The 18,291-nt window shown below is 61.9% G+C and carries 15 protein-coding genes, 3 tRNA genes and 1 riboswitch; of the genes, 17 read left to right on the top strand and 1 reads right to left on the bottom strand.

Annotated elements, in window-relative coordinates:
* The first annotated feature begins 1 nt into the window (after position 1).
* The 10 genes from JN756_RS25045 to astE all read left to right on the top strand — a co-directional run bounded on the left by JN756_RS25045 (position 2) and on the right by astE (position 11,177).
* On the top strand, positions 2–1,114 hold the full coding sequence (locus JN756_RS25045; RefSeq protein ID WP_046382322.1) for a succinylglutamate desuccinylase/aspartoacylase family protein: 1,113 nt from the start codon (positions 2–4) through the stop codon (positions 1,112–1,114).
* Positions 1,115–1,141: 27 nt separating this feature from the next.
* Positions 1,142–1,906 carry an ABC transporter ATP-binding protein gene (locus JN756_RS25040; RefSeq protein WP_046382323.1) on the top strand — a complete coding sequence of 255 codons (765 nt, stop codon included), beginning with the start codon at positions 1,142–1,144 and terminating at the stop codon, positions 1,904–1,906.
* 209 nt (positions 1,907–2,115) lie between these two features.
* Positions 2,116–3,096 (top strand): GlxA family transcriptional regulator, encoded by a 981-nt coding sequence (locus JN756_RS25035; protein WP_017849213.1) that lies wholly within the window; start codon positions 2,116–2,118, stop codon positions 3,094–3,096.
* A 267-nt stretch (positions 3,097–3,363) separates the two neighbouring features.
* Entirely contained in the window at positions 3,364–4,584 is a 1,221-nt protein-coding gene (locus tag JN756_RS25030; RefSeq protein WP_046382325.1) for an aspartate aminotransferase family protein, read from the top strand.
* A 204-nt stretch (positions 4,585–4,788) separates the two neighbouring features.
* Positions 4,789–5,808, top strand: a complete 1,020-nt coding sequence (gene aruF, locus JN756_RS25025) for an arginine/ornithine succinyltransferase subunit alpha (RefSeq protein WP_017849211.1) — start codon at positions 4,789–4,791, stop codon at positions 5,806–5,808.
* 50 nt (positions 5,809–5,858) lie between these two features.
* Positions 5,859–6,884, top strand: a complete 1,026-nt coding sequence (gene astA / locus JN756_RS25020) for an arginine N-succinyltransferase (RefSeq protein ID WP_017849210.1) — start codon at positions 5,859–5,861, stop codon at positions 6,882–6,884.
* Positions 6,881–8,350, top strand: coding sequence for a succinylglutamate-semialdehyde dehydrogenase (gene astD / locus JN756_RS25015; RefSeq protein ID WP_165933344.1), 1,470 nt, complete (start codon positions 6,881–6,883; stop codon positions 8,348–8,350). Before astA ends, astD begins: the two co-directional genes overlap by 4 nt.
* A 150-nt stretch (positions 8,351–8,500) precedes the next feature.
* On the top strand, positions 8,501–9,847 hold the full coding sequence (astB, locus tag JN756_RS25010) for an N-succinylarginine dihydrolase (protein ID WP_046382327.1): 1,347 nt from the start codon (positions 8,501–8,503) through the stop codon (positions 9,845–9,847).
* A 23-nt stretch (positions 9,848–9,870) separates the two neighbouring features.
* Positions 9,871–10,161, top strand: a complete 291-nt coding sequence (locus JN756_RS25005; protein ID WP_017849207.1) for a hypothetical protein — start codon at positions 9,871–9,873, stop codon at positions 10,159–10,161.
* Between the two features lie 11 nt (positions 10,162–10,172).
* Positions 10,173–11,177 carry a succinylglutamate desuccinylase gene (gene astE, locus JN756_RS25000; RefSeq protein WP_017849206.1) on the top strand — a complete coding sequence of 335 codons (1,005 nt, stop codon included), beginning with the start codon at positions 10,173–10,175 and terminating at the stop codon, positions 11,175–11,177.
* A gap of 132 nt (positions 11,178–11,309) precedes the next feature.
* Here astE and JN756_RS24995 read toward each other — a convergent pair whose 3' ends face one another.
* Positions 11,310–11,819 carry a 6,7-dimethyl-8-ribityllumazine synthase gene (locus JN756_RS24995; protein WP_017849205.1) on the bottom strand — a complete coding sequence of 170 codons (510 nt, stop codon included), beginning with the start codon at positions 11,817–11,819 and terminating at the stop codon, positions 11,310–11,312.
* Between the two features lie 113 nt (positions 11,820–11,932).
* A riboswitch (FMN riboswitch) is annotated at positions 11,933–12,102 on the bottom strand.
* Positions 12,103–12,292: 190 nt separating this feature from the next.
* On the opposite strand from JN756_RS24995, the gene ltaE reads away from it, so the two are divergent.
* The 7 genes from ltaE (at position 12,293) to JN756_RS24960 (ending at position 18,250) form a co-directional block, all read left to right on the top strand.
* Positions 12,293–13,297, top strand: coding sequence for a low-specificity L-threonine aldolase (ltaE, locus tag JN756_RS24990; RefSeq protein WP_108526647.1), 1,005 nt, complete (start codon positions 12,293–12,295; stop codon positions 13,295–13,297).
* Positions 13,298–13,443: 146 nt separating this feature from the next.
* The gene (alaS, locus tag JN756_RS24985) at positions 13,444–16,062 is read left to right on the top strand and encodes an alanine--tRNA ligase (protein ID WP_046382329.1); all 2,619 of its coding nucleotides are present in this window, start codon (positions 13,444–13,446) and stop codon (positions 16,060–16,062) included.
* A 97-nt stretch (positions 16,063–16,159) separates the two neighbouring features.
* The gene (locus JN756_RS24980; RefSeq protein ID WP_017849202.1) at positions 16,160–17,401 is read left to right on the top strand and encodes an aspartate kinase; all 1,242 of its coding nucleotides are present in this window, start codon (positions 16,160–16,162) and stop codon (positions 17,399–17,401) included.
* A gap of 173 nt (positions 17,402–17,574) precedes the next feature.
* The gene (gene csrA / locus JN756_RS24975; RefSeq protein WP_003175645.1) at positions 17,575–17,763 is read left to right on the top strand and encodes a carbon storage regulator CsrA; all 189 of its coding nucleotides are present in this window, start codon (positions 17,575–17,577) and stop codon (positions 17,761–17,763) included.
* A gap of 62 nt (positions 17,764–17,825) precedes the next feature.
* Positions 17,826–17,916: transfer RNA gene (locus tag JN756_RS24970), tRNA-Ser, on the top strand.
* Between the two features lie 108 nt (positions 17,917–18,024).
* Positions 18,025–18,101 (top strand) — tRNA-Arg (locus JN756_RS24965).
* A 72-nt stretch (positions 18,102–18,173) separates the two neighbouring features.
* Positions 18,174–18,250: transfer RNA gene (locus tag JN756_RS24960), tRNA-Arg, on the top strand.
* Positions 18,251–18,291: the final 41 nt, after the last annotated feature.

Below are 18,291 nucleotides of genomic sequence, written 5' to 3'. Positions count from 1 at the left end.
TATGGAACGTATCGATCACCTGTTGCCCTGGGGCCACCTGGGTTGCGAGCGCCAACTGAGCGTGTTCCGTTTCGGCAGCGGCGAGCGCAAGGCCTACATCCAGGCCAGCCTGCACGCCGATGAACTGCCGGGGATGCGTGCCGCGTGGGAGCTGAAAAAGCGCCTGACCGAACTGGAACAGCAAGGCGCGCTCAACGGCGTGATCGAGTTGGTGCCGGTGGCCAACCCGATGGGCCTGGGCCAGCTGTTGCAAGGCAGCCATCAAGGGCGTTTCGAGATTGGCAGCGGCAAGAATTTCAACCGCGATTTCGTCGAGTTGAGCGAACCGCTGATCGCACAACTGCACGGCAAGCTCGGCGATGATCCCCATGCCAACGTGCGCGTGATCCGCCAGGCGATGCGCGATACGCTCGACGCGCTGCCCGCGCCGGCCAGCCAGTTGCAAGGCATGCAGCGGGTGCTGCTGAGCCACGCCTGCACCGCGGACATCGTCCTCGACCTGCATTGCGACGCCGAAGCCGCGCTGCACATGTACGCGCTGCCCCAGCATTGGCCGCAGTGGCGGTCGCTGTCGGCGCATTTGAATGTGAAAGTCGGGCTGCTGGCGGAAGACTCCGGCGGCAGTTCGTTCGATGAAGCCTGCTCGCTGCCCTGGCTGCGTGTGTCGCGGGCGTTCCCCGAGGCGCAGATTCCGCTGGCGTGCCTGGCGACCACCCTGGAACTGGGCGGCCAGGCCGATACCGGCCGCGACGAAGCGATCTTCCACGCCGAAGGCATCCTCGCGTTCCTCGCCGAGCAGGGCCTGATTAAAGGTGAGTGGCCGGCGCCACGTCACGAACCCTGCGAAGGCGTGCCCTTCGAAGGCACCGAATTGCTGTTTGCACCCCACGCTGGCGTGATCAGTTACCTGCGTAAAGCCGGTGACTGGGTGGACGCCGGCGAGCCGGTTTTTGAAGTGATCGACCCTCTGGAAGACCGCGTGAGCATCATCTGCGCCGGCACTTCGGGGGTGCTGTTTGCCGTTGAACGGCTACGTTATGCCCAAGCGGGTTTCTGGCTGGCCAAGGTGGCGGGGCGCGAAGCGCTGCGTCACGGGCGCTTGCTCAACGACTGACCACCTGTTTTTGTGAGAACCGACCGCATGTACAAGCTTGAAGTCCAAGACCTGCATAAACGCTATGGCAGTCATGAAGTGCTCAAAGGCGTGTCCCTGGCCGCCGCGGCCGGTGATGTGATCAGCATCATCGGTTCCAGCGGTTCGGGCAAAAGTACCTTTTTGCGCTGCGTCAACCTGCTGGAGCAGCCCCACGCCGGCAAGATCCTGCTCAATAACGAAGAGCTGAAACTGGTGGCCGGCAAAGACGGCGCCCTGCGGGCCGCCGACCCGAAACAGCTGCAACGCATGCGTTCGCGCCTGTCCATGGTGTTCCAGCATTTCAACCTGTGGTCGCACATGACCGCGCTGGAAAACGTGATGGAAGCCCCGGTGCATGTGCTGGGCATGTCGAAAAAGGACGCGCGGGAAAAGGCCGAGCACTACCTGGCCAAAGTCGGCGTGGGCCATCGTAAGGATGCGTTCCCCGGCCATATGTCCGGTGGCGAGCAACAGCGCGTGGCGATTGCCCGTGCGCTGGCGATGGAGCCGGAGGTGATGCTGTTCGACGAACCCACCTCGGCGCTGGACCCGGAGTTGGTCGGCGAAGTGTTGAAAGTCATGCAGGACCTGGCCCAGGAGGGCCGCACCATGGTGGTGGTGACCCACGAAATGGGCTTTGCCCGTGAAGTGTCCAACCAGCTGGTATTCCTGCACAAAGGCATCGTCGAAGAACGCGGCAACCCGCGCGAAGTGCTGGTCAATCCCCAGTCTGAGCGGCTTCAGCAGTTCCTCTCCGGCAGCTTGAAGTAGCCACTCCTTTTATGTGGGAGGGGGCTTGCCCCCGATAGCAGTCTGTCAGTTGATACATCTGGTGACTGATACACCGCTATCGGGGGCAAGTCGAATCGTCGCACCGCCCCTCCCACATTGGATGTTCATCGTTTTTGAGATTTGTGTTCGTTTACGGGCTAGCATTGGCCCACGGCTTCTTTCACTGTTTTTGCTTCGGATAGCCCTCCATGACTGCCCATCGAATTGGTTTCCTGATTTGGCCCAGCACAAAAGCACTGACGCTTGCGCTGGCTGAGGAGGCCTTGCGCGTTGCTCAGCGGGTGCATCCGGAGGTGGTCTATGAACTGTCGTTTCTGCAGGCCGAACCGCAGACCGATGGCGCCTGGCAACTGCCCGGCGGGCCGTGGGCCGGCAAGCTCGAAGGCTTCCAGAAACTGTTTCTGCTGGCCGACGAACCGCCCACCGCGATCGCTTCGCAGCTCAGCACCGCGCTCAAGCAACTGGTGCGCGCCGGGTGTGTGATCGGCGGCTTGTCGGCCGGTGTCTACCCGCTGGCTCATCTCGGTCTGCTCGACGGCTACCGCGCCGCCGTGCATTGGCGCTGGCAGGACGATTTCGCCGAGCGCTTCCCCAAGGTCATCGCCACCAGCCATCTGTTCGACTGGGACCGCGATCGCCTGACCGCCTGTGGCGGCATGTCGGTACTCGACCTGTTGCTGGCGGTGCTGGCCCGTGATCACGGCGCCGAGCTGGCCGGTGCGGTGTCCGAGGAACTGGTGGTGGAGCGCATCCGCGAAGGCGGCGAGCGCCAGCGCATCCCTCTGCAAAACCGCCTGGGCTCGAGCCATCCGAAGCTGACCCAGGCGGTGCTGTTGATGGAGGCCAACATCGAAGAACCGCTGACCACCGACGAAATCGCCCAGCATGTCTGCGTGTCGCGACGACAACTGGAACGCATCTTCAAGCAATACCTCAATCGCGTCCCCAGCCAGTATTACCTGGAACTGCGCCTGAACAAGGCCCGCCAGATGCTGATGCAAACCAGCAAGTCGATCATCCAGATCGGCCTGTCCTGCGGCTTCTCCTCGGGGCCGCACTTCTCCAGCGCCTACCGCAATTTCTTCGGCGCCACCCCCCGCGAAGACCGCAACCAGCGACGCAGCAGCAGCCCGTTCGAGTTGTCGTCGGTGCCGTCCGAACGCGGTTGATCTCACCCGCGCGATCCCTGCGGTAGATAGATAGCCGGCCGCCGGCCAAGTTACGCCTATCCTGCTCGACCACCTGCCGCTGTGCCCCGGTAGCGTTTAAACTGCGCCATTGCGATGCTATTTGTCGCATTGGCGTAAACCCGCCAAAATCGCGGGTTGGCGCTATAAGAAGTTGTCGCTTGGCGGCAAGGCCGCGCTGAAAACTGTCCTTACAATCCCTGCATCGCCCGCCAGTTCCAGGCAGGCGTTCCTCTTCAGGAGACTCCGATGTCCGTTGAGCAAGCCCCGGTGCAACGTGCCGATTTCGACCAGGTCATGGTGCCCAATTACGCACCTGCCGCATTCATCCCCGTGCGCGGCGCAGGTTCGCGCGTGTGGGACCAGGCGGGTCGCGAGCTGATCGACTTTGCCGGCGGCATCGCGGTCAATGTTTTGGGCCATGCCCACCCGGCGCTGGTCGGTGCGTTGACCGAACAGGCCCACAAGCTGTGGCACGTCTCCAACGTCTTCACCAATGAGCCGGCCCTGCGCCTGGCCCACAAGTTGATCGACGCCACTTTTGCCGAGCGTGTGTTCTTCTGCAACTCCGGCGCCGAAGCCAACGAGGCTGCGTTCAAGCTGGCCCGTCGCGTGGCGTTCGACCGCTTCGGCAGCGAGAAATACGAGATCATCGCCGCCCTCAACAGCTTCCACGGCCGCACCCTGTTCACCGTCAACGTCGGTGGCCAGTCGAAGTACTCCGACGGCTTCGGGCCGAAGATCACTGGCATCACCCATGTGCCGTTCAATGACCTGGCCGCGCTGAAAGCTGCCGTGTCGGACAAGACCTGCGCCGTGGTGCTGGAACCGGTGCAAGGCGAGGGCGGCGTACTGCCGGCCGAGCTGGCCTACCTGCAAGGCGCCCGCGAACTGTGCGACGCCCACGACGCGCTGCTGGTGTTCGACGAAGTGCAGACCGGCATGGGCCGCAGCGGCCATCTGTTCGCCTACCAGCACTACGGTGTGGTGCCGGACATTCTCACCAGCGCCAAGAGCCTGGGCGGCGGTTTCCCGATTGCCGCGATGCTCACCACGGAAGCCTTGGCCAAGCACTTGGTGGTCGGCACCCACGGCACCACCTACGGCGGCAACCCGCTGGCGTGTGCGGTGGCGGGGGCGGTGATCGATGTGATCAACACGCCTGAAGTGCTGGCCGGCGTCAACGCCAAGCACGACCTGTTCAAGGCCCGCCTGGAACAGATCGGCAAACAATACGGGATCTTCAGCGAAGTGCGCGGCCTCGGCCTGCTGCTCGGTTGCGTGTTGAGCGACGCCTGGAAAGGCAAGGCCAAGGACGTGTTCAACGCGGCCGAGAAAGAAAACCTGATGATCCTGCAAGCCGGCCCCGACGTGGTGCGTTTCGCGCCGAGCCTGGTGGTGGAGGATGCGGACATCAATGAAGGTCTGGATCGCTTCGAACGTGCCGTTAAAACACTGACCCAAGCCTGATACACATTTATCTGTCGGACTGGGTCGAATGTGGGAGGGGGCTTGCCCCCGATAGCAGTCTGTCAGTTGATACATCTGGTGACTGATACACCGCTATCGGGGGCAAGTCGAATCGTCGCACCGCCCCTCCCACATTGGATATGTGTTGTTCCTGACCTGTCCGGTACTTTTTCCTATGAGTTTTTCGAGTTAAGGAGTGACACCATGCTGGTGATGCGCCCCGCGCAAATGGCTGATCTGGGCGAGGTGCAGCGTCTGGCTGCGGACAGCCCGATTGGTGTCACCTCCTTGCCGGACGATGTGGAGCGCCTGAGCGACAAGATCGCCGCCAGCGAAGCGTCCTTCGCTGCCGAGGTCAGTTTCAACGGTGAAGAAAGCTATTTCTTCGTGCTCGAAGACACCGAGACCGGCAAGCTCGTCGGCTGCTCGGCCATCGTCGCCTCGGCCGGCTACTCGGAACCGTTCTACAGCTTCCGTAACGAGACCTTCGTCCACGCCTCCCGCGAGCTGAAGATCCACAACAAGATCCACGTGCTTTCCCAGTGCCACGACCTCACCGGCAACAGCCTGCTCACCAGCTTCTACGTGGTGCCGGAGCTGGTCGGTTCGCCGTGGTCGGAACTCAATTCCCGCGGCCGCCTGTTGTTCGTCGCCAGCCATCCCGAGCGCTTCGCCGACTCGGTGGTGACCGAGATTGTCGGCTACAGCGACGAGAACGGTGATTCGCCGTTCTGGGACGCCATCGGGCGCAACTTCTTCGACCTCAACTACGCCGCCGCCGAGCGCCTGTGCGGGCTGAAAAGCCGCACGTTCCTCGCCGAGCTGATGCCGCACTACCCGATCTACGTGCCGCTGCTGCCGGACGAAGCTCAGGAAGCCATGGGCCAGGTGCATCCGCGTGCGCAGATCACCTTCGACATCCTCATGCGCGAAGGCTTCGAGACCGATCACTACATCGACATCTTCGACGGCGGCCCGACGCTGCACGCACGGGTCTCGGGCATTCGCTCGATCGCCCAGAGCCGCGTGGTGCCGGTGAAGATCGGCGAGAGGGTCAAGGGTGTCGGCCGCCAGTACCTGGTGAGCAACGCGCAGTTGCAGGATTACCGCGCGGTGCTGCTGGAGCTGGACTACGCGCCCGGCAAACCGGTGACCCTGGACCTGGAAGCAGCCGAAGCCCTGGGCGTCGGCGAAGGCGCCAGCGTGCGTTTGGTTGCGGTTTAACGCAGAGTTTTGCGGGTGGCCTGAACGGGCGGCCCGCCTGAGGAGATAGCATGATCGTTCGTCCCGTACGCAGCAGCGATTTACCGGCCCTGATTGATCTGGCGCGCAGCACCGGCACCGGCCTGACCACCTTGCCGGCCAACGAAGAGCGCCTGACCCACCGGGTCGGCTGGGCCGAAAAAACCTTCCGCGGCGAAGCCGGGCGCGGGGATGCCGACTACCTGTTCGTGCTGGAAAACGACGAAGGCCGCGTGGTGGGGATTTCCGCCATCGCCGGCGCCGTCGGCCTGCGCGAGCCCTGGTACAACTTCCGGGTCGGCCTGACCGTCAGCGCCTCCCAGGAGCTGAATATCTACCGTGAGATCCCGACGCTGTTCCTGGCCAACGACCTCACCGGCAACTCCGAACTGTGTTCGTTGTTCCTGCACGCCGATTACCGCAACGGCCTCAACGGCCGCATGCTGGCCAAGGCGCGCCTGCTGTTTATCGCGGAGTTCCCGCAGTTGTTCGGCAACAAGATCATCGCCGAGATGCGCGGCGTGTCCAATGAAGCCGGGCGTTCGCCGTTCTGGGAAAGCCTGGGCCGACACTTCTTCAAGATGGAATTCAGCCAGGCCGATTACCTCACCGGCGTGGGCAACAAAGCCTTTATCGCCGAGTTGATGCCGAAATTTCCGCTGTACAGCTGCTTCCTGTCCGAGGATGCGCGCAACGTGATCGGCAAGGTCCACCCGGATACCGAGCCGGCGCTGAGCATGCTCAAGAGCGAAGGGTTCAGCTACCAGGGCTATGTCGACATTTTCGACGCCGGCCCAGCGGTGGAATGTGAGACCAGCAAGATCCGTGCGGTGCGCGACAGCCAGTCGCTGGTGTTGGCCATCGGCACGCCAGGCGACGACGCCACGCCGTTCCTGATCCATAACCGCAAGCGCGAAGAGTGCCGCATCACCGCCGCACCGGCCCGCCTGGCGGCAGGCACGCTGGTGGTTGATCCGTTGACCGCCAAGCGCCTGCAACTGGTGGTGGGCGATCAAGTGCGTGCCGTACCGTTGTCTGCTGCTCGGGAGTCGAAATAATGAATTCGCTGTATATCGCAGGTAGCTGGCTGGCTGGCCAGGGTGAGCTGTTCGAATCGCGCAACCCGGTGACCCAGCACGTGCTGTGGGCCGGCAATGGCGCCAGCGCCGAACAGGTCGAATCCGCCGTGCAGGCGGCGCGCCAGGCGTTTCCGGCATGGGCCCGGCGCTCGTTGGAAGAGCGCATCGGCGTGCTCGAAGCCTTCGCCAATGCCTTGAAAAGCCGCGCAGATGAAATCGCCCGCTGCATCGGTGAAGAAACCGGCAAGCCCCTGTGGGAATCGGCCACCGAAGTCACCAGCATGGCCAACAAGATCGCAATCTCGGTGCAAAGCTACCGCGAGCGTACCGGCGAGAAGAGCGGCCCGCTGGGCGACGCCACCGCCGTGCTGCGCCACAAGCCTCACGGCGTGGTGGCGGTGTTTGGTCCTTACAACTTCCCCGGCCACCTGCCCAATGGGCATATCGTCCCGGCGTTGCTGGCGGGCAATACCGTGTTGTTCAAACCCAGCGAGTTGACCCCGAAAGTCGCCGAGTTGACCGTGCAATGCTGGATCGAAGCCGGCCTGCCGGCGGGCGTGTTGAACCTGCTGCAAGGTGCGCGGGAAACCGGGATCGCCCTGGCGGCCAACCCGGGTATCGACGGGTTGTTCTTCACCGGCTCCAGCCGCACCGGCAACCACCTGCACCAGCAGTTCTCCGGGCGCCCGGACAAGATCCTGGCCCTGGAAATGGGCGGTAACAACCCGCTGGTGGTGGATCAAGTGGCCGACGTGGATGCGGCGGTCTACACCATCATCCAATCGGCGTTTATCTCGGCCGGCCAGCGTTGCACCTGTGCCCGTCGCTTGCTGGTGCCCGAAGGCGCCTGGGGCGATGCGCTGCTGGCGCGGCTGGTGGCGGTCAGCGCGACGATTACGGTCGGTGCATTCGACCAGCAACCGGCGCCGTTCATGGGCTCGGTGATTTCCCTGGCGGCGGCGAAAGCCTTGATGGACGCCCAGGAACTGCTGTTGGCCAACGGCGCCGTGGCGCTGCTGGAAATGACCCAGCCGCAGGCTCAGGCCGCGTTGCTGACCCCGGGCATCATTGACGTGACCGAAGTGAGCGAGCGCGCCGATGAAGAGTTGTTCGGCCCGCTGTTGCAGGTGATCCGCTACGCTGATTTCGCCGCGGCGATTGCCGAGGCCAACAACACCCAATACGGCCTGGCCGCCGGTTTGTTGTCGGACTCCGAAGCGCGCTACCAGCAATTCTGGCTGGAAAGCCGCGCCGGGATCGTCAACTGGAACAAACAACTGACCGGCGCCGCCAGTACCGCGCCGTTCGGTGGTGTCGGGGCTTCGGGCAACCATCGCGCCAGCGCCTATTACGCAGCGGATTATTGCGCGTACCCGGTGGCGTCCCTGGAAACCCCAAGCCTGGTGCTGCCAGCCACACTCACCCCCGGCATTACACTGATCTAAAGGTGGGAGGGGGCTTGCCCCCGATAGCGGTGGATCAGTCACCTGATTCATCAACTGGCAGACTGCTATCGGGGGCAAGCCCCCTCCCACACTTGACCCGGGGTGTGTTGAAGATTGCCTATAAAAACAGATGTTCGTGGAGCCTCGCCGATGAAATCCTATGAAGTCAATTTTGACGGTCTAGTGGGGCCGACCCATAACTACGGCGGTTTGTCCTACGGCAACGTCGCGTCCCAGAGCAACAGCCAGCAAGCTTCCAACCCCAAGGAAGCGGCGTTGCAGGGCCTGCAGAAAATGAAAGCGCTGATGGACATGGGTTTTGTGCAAGGCGTGCTGGCGCCGCAGGAACGCCCGGACGTGGCTGCCTTGCGCAACCTCGGCTTCAGCGGCAGCGATGCCCAGGTCATCCAGCACGCGGCCAAGCACGCCATGCCATTGCTGGTCGCCAGTTGCTCGGCGTCGAGCATGTGGGTGGCCAACGCCGCCACCGTCAGCCCGAGCGCCGACACGGCGGATGGCCGCGTGCATTTCACCGCCGCCAACCTCAACTGCAAATACCACCGCAGCATCGAACACCCGACCACCAGCCGCGTATTGGGGGCGATGTTTGCCGATGCGAAACACTTCGCCCACCACGCCGCGTTGCCGGCGGTGGCGCAGTTCGGCGACGAAGGCGCGGCCAACCACACACGTTTCTGCCGTGACTATGGCGAGGCCGGCGTGGAGTTTTTCGTGTTCGGCCGCAGCGCGTTCGACACCCGTTACCCGGCGCCGCAGAAGTACCCGGCGCGCCAGACCCTCGAAGCCTCCCAGGCCGTCGCCCGCCTGCACGGCCTGAAAGACGCTGGCGTGGTCTTCGCCCAGCAGAACCCGGCGGTGATCGATGCCGGCGTGTTCCATAACGACGTGATCGCGGTGGGCAATGGCGAAATGCTGTTCTATCACGAGGACGCGTTCCTCAACACCGAGACGATGCTTGCCGAGTTGCAGGCCAAGTTGGGCAAGCTGGGCGGCAACTTCCAGTCGGTGTGCGTGCCGCGTGCCCAGGTCAGCGTCGAAGACGCGGTGCGTTCCTACCTGTTCAACAGCCAATTGCTGACCCGCGCCGACGGCTCGATGCTATTGATCGTGCCGGAAGAGTGCCGCGCCAACGCACGTGTCTGGCAGTATCTGCAAGGTCTGACCGCTGCCGGTGGTTTGATCCGCGAGGTCAAGGTCTTCGACCTCAAGCAAAGCATGCAGAACGGCGGCGGCCCGGCGTGCCTGCGTTTGCGCGTGGCGTTGAACGAAACCGAGCTGGCGGCGGTGAACCCAGGGGTTATCATGACCGCGCCGCTGTATGAAACGCTGACCCAGTGGGTCGACAAGCACTACCGCGACAGCCTGCGCGAAAGCGACCTGGCTGACCCGCAATTGCTGCTTGAATGCCGGACGGCATTGGATGAACTGACGCAAATCCTTAAACTGGGCGCGGTATATCCTTTCCAGATCAATTAACGCCACACGGCCGAGAGCTATTTATGAGCACCGATACCCTGCAACTGATCCTTGAAGACACCGACGGCACCCAGCTGCAAACCTCCTGCACCCGCGTTGCCGTGATCTGGCAGGGCAAGGAAGTCTGGATTCAGCACGACGGCCGTGGCCAACTGCTGATCGGTGTGGACGTGGAAGAAGGCGACGCCGAGTACGCCAACCTGCTGATGCGCCCACTGGCCACCAACCTGATGAGCCTGCAACTGGAAATGGAACCGGCCGACGTTGAGGGTGATGACGACGATCACGTCCACGGCCCAGGCTGCAACCACTAAGGAAGCTGCTTATGCTCGCCCTCGGCAAACTCCTTGAACTGACTCTCGCCGGTCGTGAACCGGCGCAAAAAATTCAACTGACTGTCGACGGCGTGCAGATGCGCTGGCTCAGCGAAGGCGCGCTCGAAGTGCGCCCGCCGCAAGCGCGGGACAACGGCAGCGACGTGCTGCTGTCGTCCGGCATCCACGGCAACGAGACCGCGCCGATCGAATTGCTCGACCGCCTGTTGCATGGCATCGCCCGTGGGCAGATCAAACCCCGCACCCGTATTCTGTTCCTGTTCGGCAACCCCGAGGCCATGCGCCGCGGCGAGCGTTACCTCGAACTGGACGTCAACCGGCTGTTCAACGGCCGTCACGAAAAAAATATCGGCCCTGAAGCCATGCGCGCCGCCGAGCTGGAACAATTGGCTCGCAGCTTCTTCAGCCTGCCTGGCCGCTCGCGCTTGCATTACGACCTGCACACCGCCATTCGTGGTTCGAAGGTCGAGCAGTTCGCCCTCTACCCGTGGAAGGACGGGCGCCAGCATTCGCGCCACGAACTGGCCCGCTTGCGCGCCGCCGGTATGCAGGCGGTGCTGCTGCAGAACAAAGCTTCGATCACCTTCTCCGCCTTTACCTATGAACAACTGGGCGCCGAGGCCTTTACCCTGGAATTAGGCAAGGCGCGGCCATTCGGGCAGAACCAGGATGTGGACGTGTCGCGCCTGGAAACCCGGCTGACGCAGATCATCGAAGGCACCGAGCCGGACACCGGCAGCCTGGATGGCCTGCAGCTGTTTGCCGTGTCCCGCGAAGTCATCAAGCACAGCGATGCATTCCTGTTGCACCTGCCGGCGGACGTGGAAAACTTTTCGCCGTTGGCCCAGGGCTATCTGCTCGCCGAAGACGTCGCCAAGACCCGCTGGGTGATCGAGGAGGAGGGCGCACGCATCATCTTCCCGAACCCGAAGGTGAAGAATGGCTTGCGCGCAGGGATATTGATCGTGCCGACCACGGACGCCGGGTTGGCGTAGATCTCAGCCTTAACCGGATCCAAATGTGGGAGGGGGCTTGCCCCCGATTGCGGTGTAACTGTCAGAAAATTTTTAACTGACAGACCGCTATCGGGGGCAAGCCCCCTCCCACATTTTGTTTTGCGGTGTTGCTTAAACTGCTACGGCACGCGGCTCGCTGCGGCGGATCGCACGCACCTTGTGCAAGGTGTCGGCACAGGTACGCGCCGCTTCCTGGCCTTTGTGTACGAAGTGATCATGGAAGAAGGCGTGGTGCTCGCTGCCAGCGTGGAAGTGGTGCGGGGTCAGAGACACCGAGAACACCGGCACTTCGGTTTCCAGCTGAACCTGCATCAGGCCGCTGACCACCGATTGGGCGACGAATTCGTGGCGGTAGATGCCGCCGTCCACCACCAGGGCCGCGGCGACGATGCCGGCGTAACGGCCGGTCTTGGCCAGCAGCTTGGCGTGCAGGGGCATTTCAAAGGCGCCGCCGACTTCGAAGAAATCGATGTCCGATTCCTGGTAACCCAGGGCGATCATTTCGCTGAGGAAGCCTTTGCGCGATTGGTCGACAATATCCTTGTGCCAGCAGGCCTGGATAAACGCGACGCGCTCGCCGTGATGGTTTTTGCTTTTGCTGTCGATTGCGGTGGGTTGCATGTTCTGACTCCTGTTTAAGAAAAAAACAGGGCGTTATGAATCGAATGGGATTTAAGGGTACGAACAGCTGGGTCATGCAGGCATGAACTCAGCGCGCGGCCCTTTTGCGCCAATCCCGTTCTCTCTTCATCCGGACTATGACCGTCGGCCCCGGGATCACACCGGGTCTGCTGACCTTGTCGCCGTCCTGCCGGAGCAGTTCGAGGCGCCAAGCGCTCGCGGGCTATGCACATTGCGCGCAATTACCGCCGGTGGGGAATTGCACCCCGCCCTGAGAACGTTGCCGCCAGAACCCTGGCGGCGGAGAGTTTTTAACATGGTTTTTCAGAAACTGCACGATTGCCGTATCGATAGCCTATATCGGTTTGTTTGATTGATATTCGATTGACGCAGCATAGGGCTTGATATTCCGTGGCTTTACCCGCAGTAATCGTCAGTACGAAAGAACGCCCAACCCATCAGAGGCCAGTTTGATGACCGTGATAGACCTGCGCAGCGACACCGTGACCCAACCCACCCCCGGCATGCTCGATGCGATGGCCAGCGCCGTCAGCGGCGATGACGTGTATGGCGAAGACCCCAGCGTCAACCGCCTGGAGGCCGAACTGGCCAAGCGCCTGGGGTTCGCCGCGGCGTTGTTCGTGCCCACCGGCACTATGAGCAACCTGCTGGCGTTGATGGCCCACTGTGAGCGCGGCGAGGAATACATCGTCGGTCAGCAGGCCCACACCTATAAGTACGAAGGCGGCGGCGCGGCGGTGCTGGGTTCGATCCAGCCGCAACCACTGGAAGTGCAGGCGGACGGTTCCCTGCACCTGGATCAGGTGCTGGAAGCGATCAAGCCCGATGATTTCCACTTCGCCCGTACCCGCCTGTTGGCGCTGGAGAACACCATGCAGGGCAAGGTGCTCCCGCTGGAGTACCTGGCCAGGGCACGTGCGTTTACCCGTGAACATGGCCTGGCCCTGCACCTGGACGGCGCGCGGCTCTACAACGCGGCGGTCAGGCTCGAGGTGGACGCGCGGGAGATCACCCAGCATTTCGATTCGGTGTCGGTGTGCCTGTCCAAGGGCCTGGGCGCGCCGATTGGCTCGGTGTTGTGCGGCTCCACGGCGCTGATCGCCAAGGCGCGGCGTTTGCGCAAGATGGTCGGCGGCGGCATGCGCCAGGCCGGTTCCCTGGCGGCGGCGGGGCTGTATGCCCTTGACCATCAGGTGCAGCGCCTGGCCGACGACCACGCCAACGCCCAGTGGCTGGGGGATGAACTGCGCAAGGCCGGGTATGCGGTGGAGCCGGTGCAGACCAACATGGTCTACGTGCAGCTCGGCGACCGGGCGCAGGCCCTGAAGACGTTTGCCGCCGAGCGCGGCATCAAGTTGAGCGCCGCACCGCGCCTGCGCATGGTCACGCACCTGGACGTGAGCCGTGCGCAGATCGAGCAAGTGGTGCAGGCATTCGTCGAGTTTTCTCGGAAATGACCGTGCAGACTGTCTAATTGACTGTTTCTATCACATAAACACGCTGTACCACCGGCAAAGGGCCGATATAATGCGGCCCTTTGCCGTCGCTCCGTCTGATGATGTTGCGCACTGGCCTTTGGCCTCAGACTCCGTGGAAGAACCTAATGAAAAGCGCAGAAATCCGTGAAGCCTTCCTTCGCTTCTTCGAAGAGCAAGGCCACACCCGTGTCGCCTCCAGCTCCTTGATCCCAGGCAATGACCCCACCCTGCTGTTCACCAACGCGGGGATGAACCAGTTCAAGGACTGCTTCCTGGGCCAGGAAAAGCGCGCCTATACCCGCGCGGTCAGCAGCCAGAAATGCGTGCGCGCCGGTGGCAAGCACAACGACCTGGAAAACGTCGGCTACACCGCCCGTCACCACACGTTTTTCGAAATGCTCGGCAACTTCAGCTTTGGCGACTATTTCAAGAAGGACGCGATCAACTTCGCCTGGACCTTCCTCACCGGCGTGCTGAAACTGCCGAAGGAAAAGCTCTGGGTCACCGTCTACGCCAGCGATGACGAAGCCTACGACATCTGGACCCAGCAAGTCGGCGTGCCGCCTGAGCGCATGGTGCGTATCGGCGACAACAAGGGCGCGCCTTACGCCTCCGACAACTTCTGGACCATGGGCGACACCGGCCCGTGCGGCCCATGCACCGAGATTTTCTACGATCACGGCGCCGATATCTGGGGCGGCCCACCGGGTTCGCCGGAAGAAGATGGCGACCGTTACATCGAGATCTGGAACAACGTGTTCATGCAGTTCAACCGCACCGCCGATGGCGTGTTGCACCCGCTGCCGGCACCGTCGGTGGATACCGGCATGGGCCTGGAGCGGATCAGTGCGGTGATGCAGCACGTTCACTCCAACTACGAGATCGACCTGTTCCAGAGCCTGCTGGCCGCTGCGGCCAAGGCCATCGGTTGTGCCAATGAAGACCAGGCATCGCTCAAAGTGGTGGCTGACCACATCCGTTCCTGCGGTTTCCTGATTGCCGACGGCGTGCTGCCGTCCAATGAAGGCCGTGGCTACGTGCTGCGCCGTATCATCCGTCGCGCCTGCCGCCACGGTAACAAGCTGGGCGCCAACGGCAGCTTCTTCTACCAGATCGTCGCGGCGCTGGTCGCCGAGATGGGCGCAGCCTTCCCGGAACTCACCCAGAACCAGGCGCACATCGAGCGCGTGCTCAAGGCCGAAGAAGAGCAGTTCGCCAAGACCCTGGAACAGGGCCTGAAAATCCTCGAGCAAGACCTCGCCGGCCTGCAGGGCAGCGTGGTGCCGGGCGATGTGGTGTTCAAACTCTACGACACCTACGGTTTCCCGATGGACCTGACCGGTGACATCGCCCGTGAGCGCAACCTGACCCTCGACGAGGAAGGTTTCGAACGCGAGATGGAAGCCCAGCGCGTGCGCGCCCGTTCCGCCAGTTCCTTCGGCATGGACTACAACAGCCTGGTCAAGGTTGACGTGGCCACCGAGTTCACCGGCTATACGGCCACCCACGGTTCGGCCAAAGTGATCGCGCTGTATAAAGACGGCCAGTCGGTCGACGTCCTGAATGAAGGCGATGACGGCGTGGTGGTCCTGGACCGGACGCCGTTCTATGCCGAATCCGGTGGCCAGATCGGCGACTGCGGTTTCCTCAAGGCGTCTTCCGGTCGTTTCGATGTGCGTGATACCACCAAGACCGGCGGCGCATTCCTGCACCACGGCGTATTGGCGTCGGGCAGCCTGATCGTCGGTTCGCCGGTGGACGCCCAGGTGGACGCCGACGTGCGCCACGCCACTGCGCTGAACCACTCGGCCACCCACTTGCTGCACGCGGCACTGCGCCAGGTGTTGGGCGAGCACGTCCAGCAGAAGGGTTCGTTGGTCGACAGCCAGCGCCTGCGTTTCGACTTCAGCCACTTCGAAGCGATCAAGCCTGCGCAGATCAAGGCCCTGGAAGACATCGTCAACGCCCAGGTGCGCAAGAACACCGCGGTGGAAACCGAGGAAACCGACATCGAGACCGCCAAGGCCAAAGGCGCCATGGCGCTGTTCGGCGAGAAATACGGCGACAACGTGCGCGTCCTGAGCATGGGCGGCAACTTCTCGGTGGAACTGTGCGGTGGGATCCACGCCAACCGTACCGGCGACATCGGCCTGCTGAAAATCATCAGCGAAGGCGGTGTGGCGTCCGGTGTGCGTCGTATTGAAGCGGTGACCGGCGCTGCGGCCCTGGCCTACCTCAATGCGGGTGAAGAACAACTCAAGGAAGCGGCCAGCCTGGTCAAGGGCAGCCGTGACAACCTGATCGACAAACTGTCCGCCGTGCTGGAGCGCAACCGCGCCCTGGAGAAACAGCTGGAACAGTTGCAGGCCAAGGCGGCCAGCGCGGCAGGCGACGATCTGTCGGCTTCCGCCCAGGACGTCAAGGGCGTGAACGTCCTGGCGGCGCGCCTGGACGGCCAGGACGGCAAGGCGTTGTTGGCCTTGGTCGATCAGTTGAAGAACAAGCTCGGCCGCGCAGTGATCCTGCTCGGCAGTGTCCATGAGGATAAGGTCGTTCTGGTTGCCGGTGTAACCAAAGACCTGACTGGCCAACTCAAAGCCGGTGATTTGATGAAACAAGCCGCTGCGGCAGTGGGCGGGAAGGGCGGTGGTCGTCCGGACATGGCACAAGGCGGTGGTGTAGACGCCGGTGCCCTGGACGCGGCCCTGGCCCTGACCGTGCCGTTTGTCGAGGCTGGCATTTAAGGCGCTGTGAATGAGCCCGTGGTCTAGTCGCGGGCTCGCTCGGTTGCTGGAAGATTGGTTTATTGGGCGCCCCTTTACGGGCTGAGGCGGCTTAGAAATGGCTTTGATCGTACAGAAATTTGGAGGCACCTCGGTCGGCTCTGTCGAAAGAATCGAGCAGGTCGCCGACAAGGTTAAGAAATTCCGCGATGCCGGCGACGACCTCGTCGTGGTGCTGTCGGCCATGAGCGGCGAAACCAATCGCCTGATCGAACTGGCCAAGGCTATCAGCGGCGATCAACAACCGCTGCCGCGTGAGCTGGATGTGATCGTGTCCACCGGCGAGCAGGTGACCATTGGCCTGCTGGCCATGGCGCTGAACAAGCGCGGTGTGCCGGCCGTGTCCTACACTGGCAGTCAGGTGCGTATCCTCACCGACAGCGCGCACACCAAGGCGCGCATCCTGCAGATCGATGATCAGAAGATTCGCGCTGATCTGAAGGCCGGTCGTGTGGTAGTTGTCGCCGGTTTCCAGGGCGTCGACGAGCACGGCAATATCACCACCCTCGGGCGTGGCGGTTCGGACACCACCGGTGTGGCCCTGGCGGCCGCGCTCAAGGCTGACGAATGCCAGATCTACACCGATGTGGATGGCGTCTACACCACCGATCCGCGCGTGGTGTCCGTGGCTCAGCGCCTGGACAAGATCACCTTCGAAGAGATGCTGGAAATGGCCAGCCTCGGTTCCAAGGTGTTGCAGATCCGCGCGGTGGAATTCGCCGGTAAGTACAACGTTCCGCTGCGCGTATTGCACAGCTTCAAAGAGGGTCCGGGTACCCTCATTACTATTGATGAAGAGGAATCCATGGAACAGCCGATCATTTCCGGCATCGCTTTCAACCGCGATGAAGCCAAGCTGACGATCCGTGGCGTGCCAGACACCCCGGGCGTGGCATTCAAGATCCTCGGCCCGATCAGTGGCGCGAACATTGAAGTCGACATGATCGTGCAGAACGTTTCGCACGATAACACCACCGATTTCACCTTCACCGTTCACCGCAACGAGTACGAAGCGGCCGAGCGTATCCTGCAGAACACTGCGAGCGGGATTGGCGCGCGTGAAGTGGTCGGCGATACCAAGATCGCCAAGGTATCGATCGTAGGTGTGGGCATGCGTTCCCATGCCGGCGTTGCCAGCCGCATGTTCGAGGCCCTGGCCAAGGAAAGCATCAACATCCAGATGATCTCCACCTCGGAAATCAAAGTCTCGGTGGTGATCGAAGAGAAGTACCTGGAACTGGCTGTACGCGCACTGCATACCGCTTTTGAGCTGGACGCTCCGGCCCGACAGGGCGAGTGATGCAAGGCCAGGAAGGCGCGGTTTACCGCGCCTTTCATTTTTTTGTAGGGCGCATGTTGTTTTGCGTGGGCTCGACAATACTTAGCTGGTAGGGCTATGGCCGCTGAGCCGTAGGTCGAAGGCCTTTTTTTGCAGACTGTTGTTCCTGAACTGAAGTGCGTGAGGTGAAAGGTATGTTGATTCTGACTCGTCGTTGCGCAGAAAGCCTGATTATTGGTGATGGAGAAATCACCGTGACCGTGCTCGGCGTCAAAGGCAATCAAGTGCGTATTGGGGTAAATGCTCCGAAAGAGGTAGCGGTCCACCGCGAGGAAATCTATCTGCGGATCAAGAAAGAGAAGGACGAAGAACCAAGCCTTTAATTTTTATCGTTTTTTATGTTTGCAAACGGGGATGAACGTGGTTAATATACGCCCCGTGTTGCGGAGAGCTGGCCGAGTGGCCGAAGGCGCTCCCCTGCTAAGGGAGTACACCTCAAAAGGGTGTCGGGGGTTCGAATCCCCCGTTCTCCGCCATTATTTGCTTAGTACGTTGCAATCTGGATTTATCGATAAGTTGTTGAAATTAATCGAAAAAATCGCTTTACATAGAGATTGAACGGCCTATAATGCGCGGCAACAAATGCACTCGTAGCTCAGCTGGATAGAGTACTCGGCTACGAACCGAGCGGTCACAGGTTCGAATCCTGTCGAGTGCACCATTTAAGAGTCAGTTGCAGTAATGCAGGTGATTCGGTTACAACCAGTTGTGATCTGGTCTAAAAACACAATCTGCACTCGTAGCTCAGCTGGATAGAGTACTCGGCTACGAACCGAGCGGTCACAGGTTCGAATCCTGTCGAGTGCACCATACAAACAAAAAGCCCGCCTAGTGCGGGCTTTTTGCCGTCT

The sequence above is a fragment of the Pseudomonas sp. Y39-6 genome (genome assembly GCF_023651955.1).
Lineage (GTDB): Bacteria > Pseudomonadota > Gammaproteobacteria > Pseudomonadales > Pseudomonadaceae > Aquipseudomonas > Aquipseudomonas veronii.
This window is presented reverse-complemented; position numbering and strand designations above follow the sequence as displayed.

Coding starts and splice junctions, on each gene's coding strand:
- JN756_RS25045 (WP_046382322.1), top strand. CDS start 2: ATGGAACGTATCGATCACCTGTTGCCCTGGGGCCACCTGGGTTGCGAG.
- JN756_RS25040 (WP_046382323.1), top strand. CDS start 1,142: ATGTACAAGCTTGAAGTCCAAGACCTGCATAAACGCTATGGCAGTCAT.
- JN756_RS25035 (WP_017849213.1), top strand. CDS start 2,116: ATGACTGCCCATCGAATTGGTTTCCTGATTTGGCCCAGCACAAAAGCA.
- JN756_RS25030 (WP_046382325.1), top strand. CDS start 3,364: ATGTCCGTTGAGCAAGCCCCGGTGCAACGTGCCGATTTCGACCAGGTC.
- aruF (WP_017849211.1), top strand. CDS start 4,789: ATGCTGGTGATGCGCCCCGCGCAAATGGCTGATCTGGGCGAGGTGCAG.
- astA (WP_017849210.1), top strand. CDS start 5,859: ATGATCGTTCGTCCCGTACGCAGCAGCGATTTACCGGCCCTGATTGAT.
- astB (WP_046382327.1), top strand. CDS start 8,501: ATGAAATCCTATGAAGTCAATTTTGACGGTCTAGTGGGGCCGACCCAT.
- JN756_RS25005 (WP_017849207.1), top strand. CDS start 9,871: ATGAGCACCGATACCCTGCAACTGATCCTTGAAGACACCGACGGCACC.
- astE (WP_017849206.1), top strand. CDS start 10,173: ATGCTCGCCCTCGGCAAACTCCTTGAACTGACTCTCGCCGGTCGTGAA.
- JN756_RS24995 (WP_017849205.1), bottom strand. CDS start 11,819: ATGCAACCCACCGCAATCGACAGCAAAAGCAAAAACCATCACGGCGAG.
- ltaE (WP_108526647.1), top strand. CDS start 12,293: ATGACCGTGATAGACCTGCGCAGCGACACCGTGACCCAACCCACCCCC.
- alaS (WP_046382329.1), top strand. CDS start 13,444: ATGAAAAGCGCAGAAATCCGTGAAGCCTTCCTTCGCTTCTTCGAAGAG.
- JN756_RS24980 (WP_017849202.1), top strand. CDS start 16,160: ATGGCTTTGATCGTACAGAAATTTGGAGGCACCTCGGTCGGCTCTGTC.
- csrA (WP_003175645.1), top strand. CDS start 17,575: ATGTTGATTCTGACTCGTCGTTGCGCAGAAAGCCTGATTATTGGTGAT.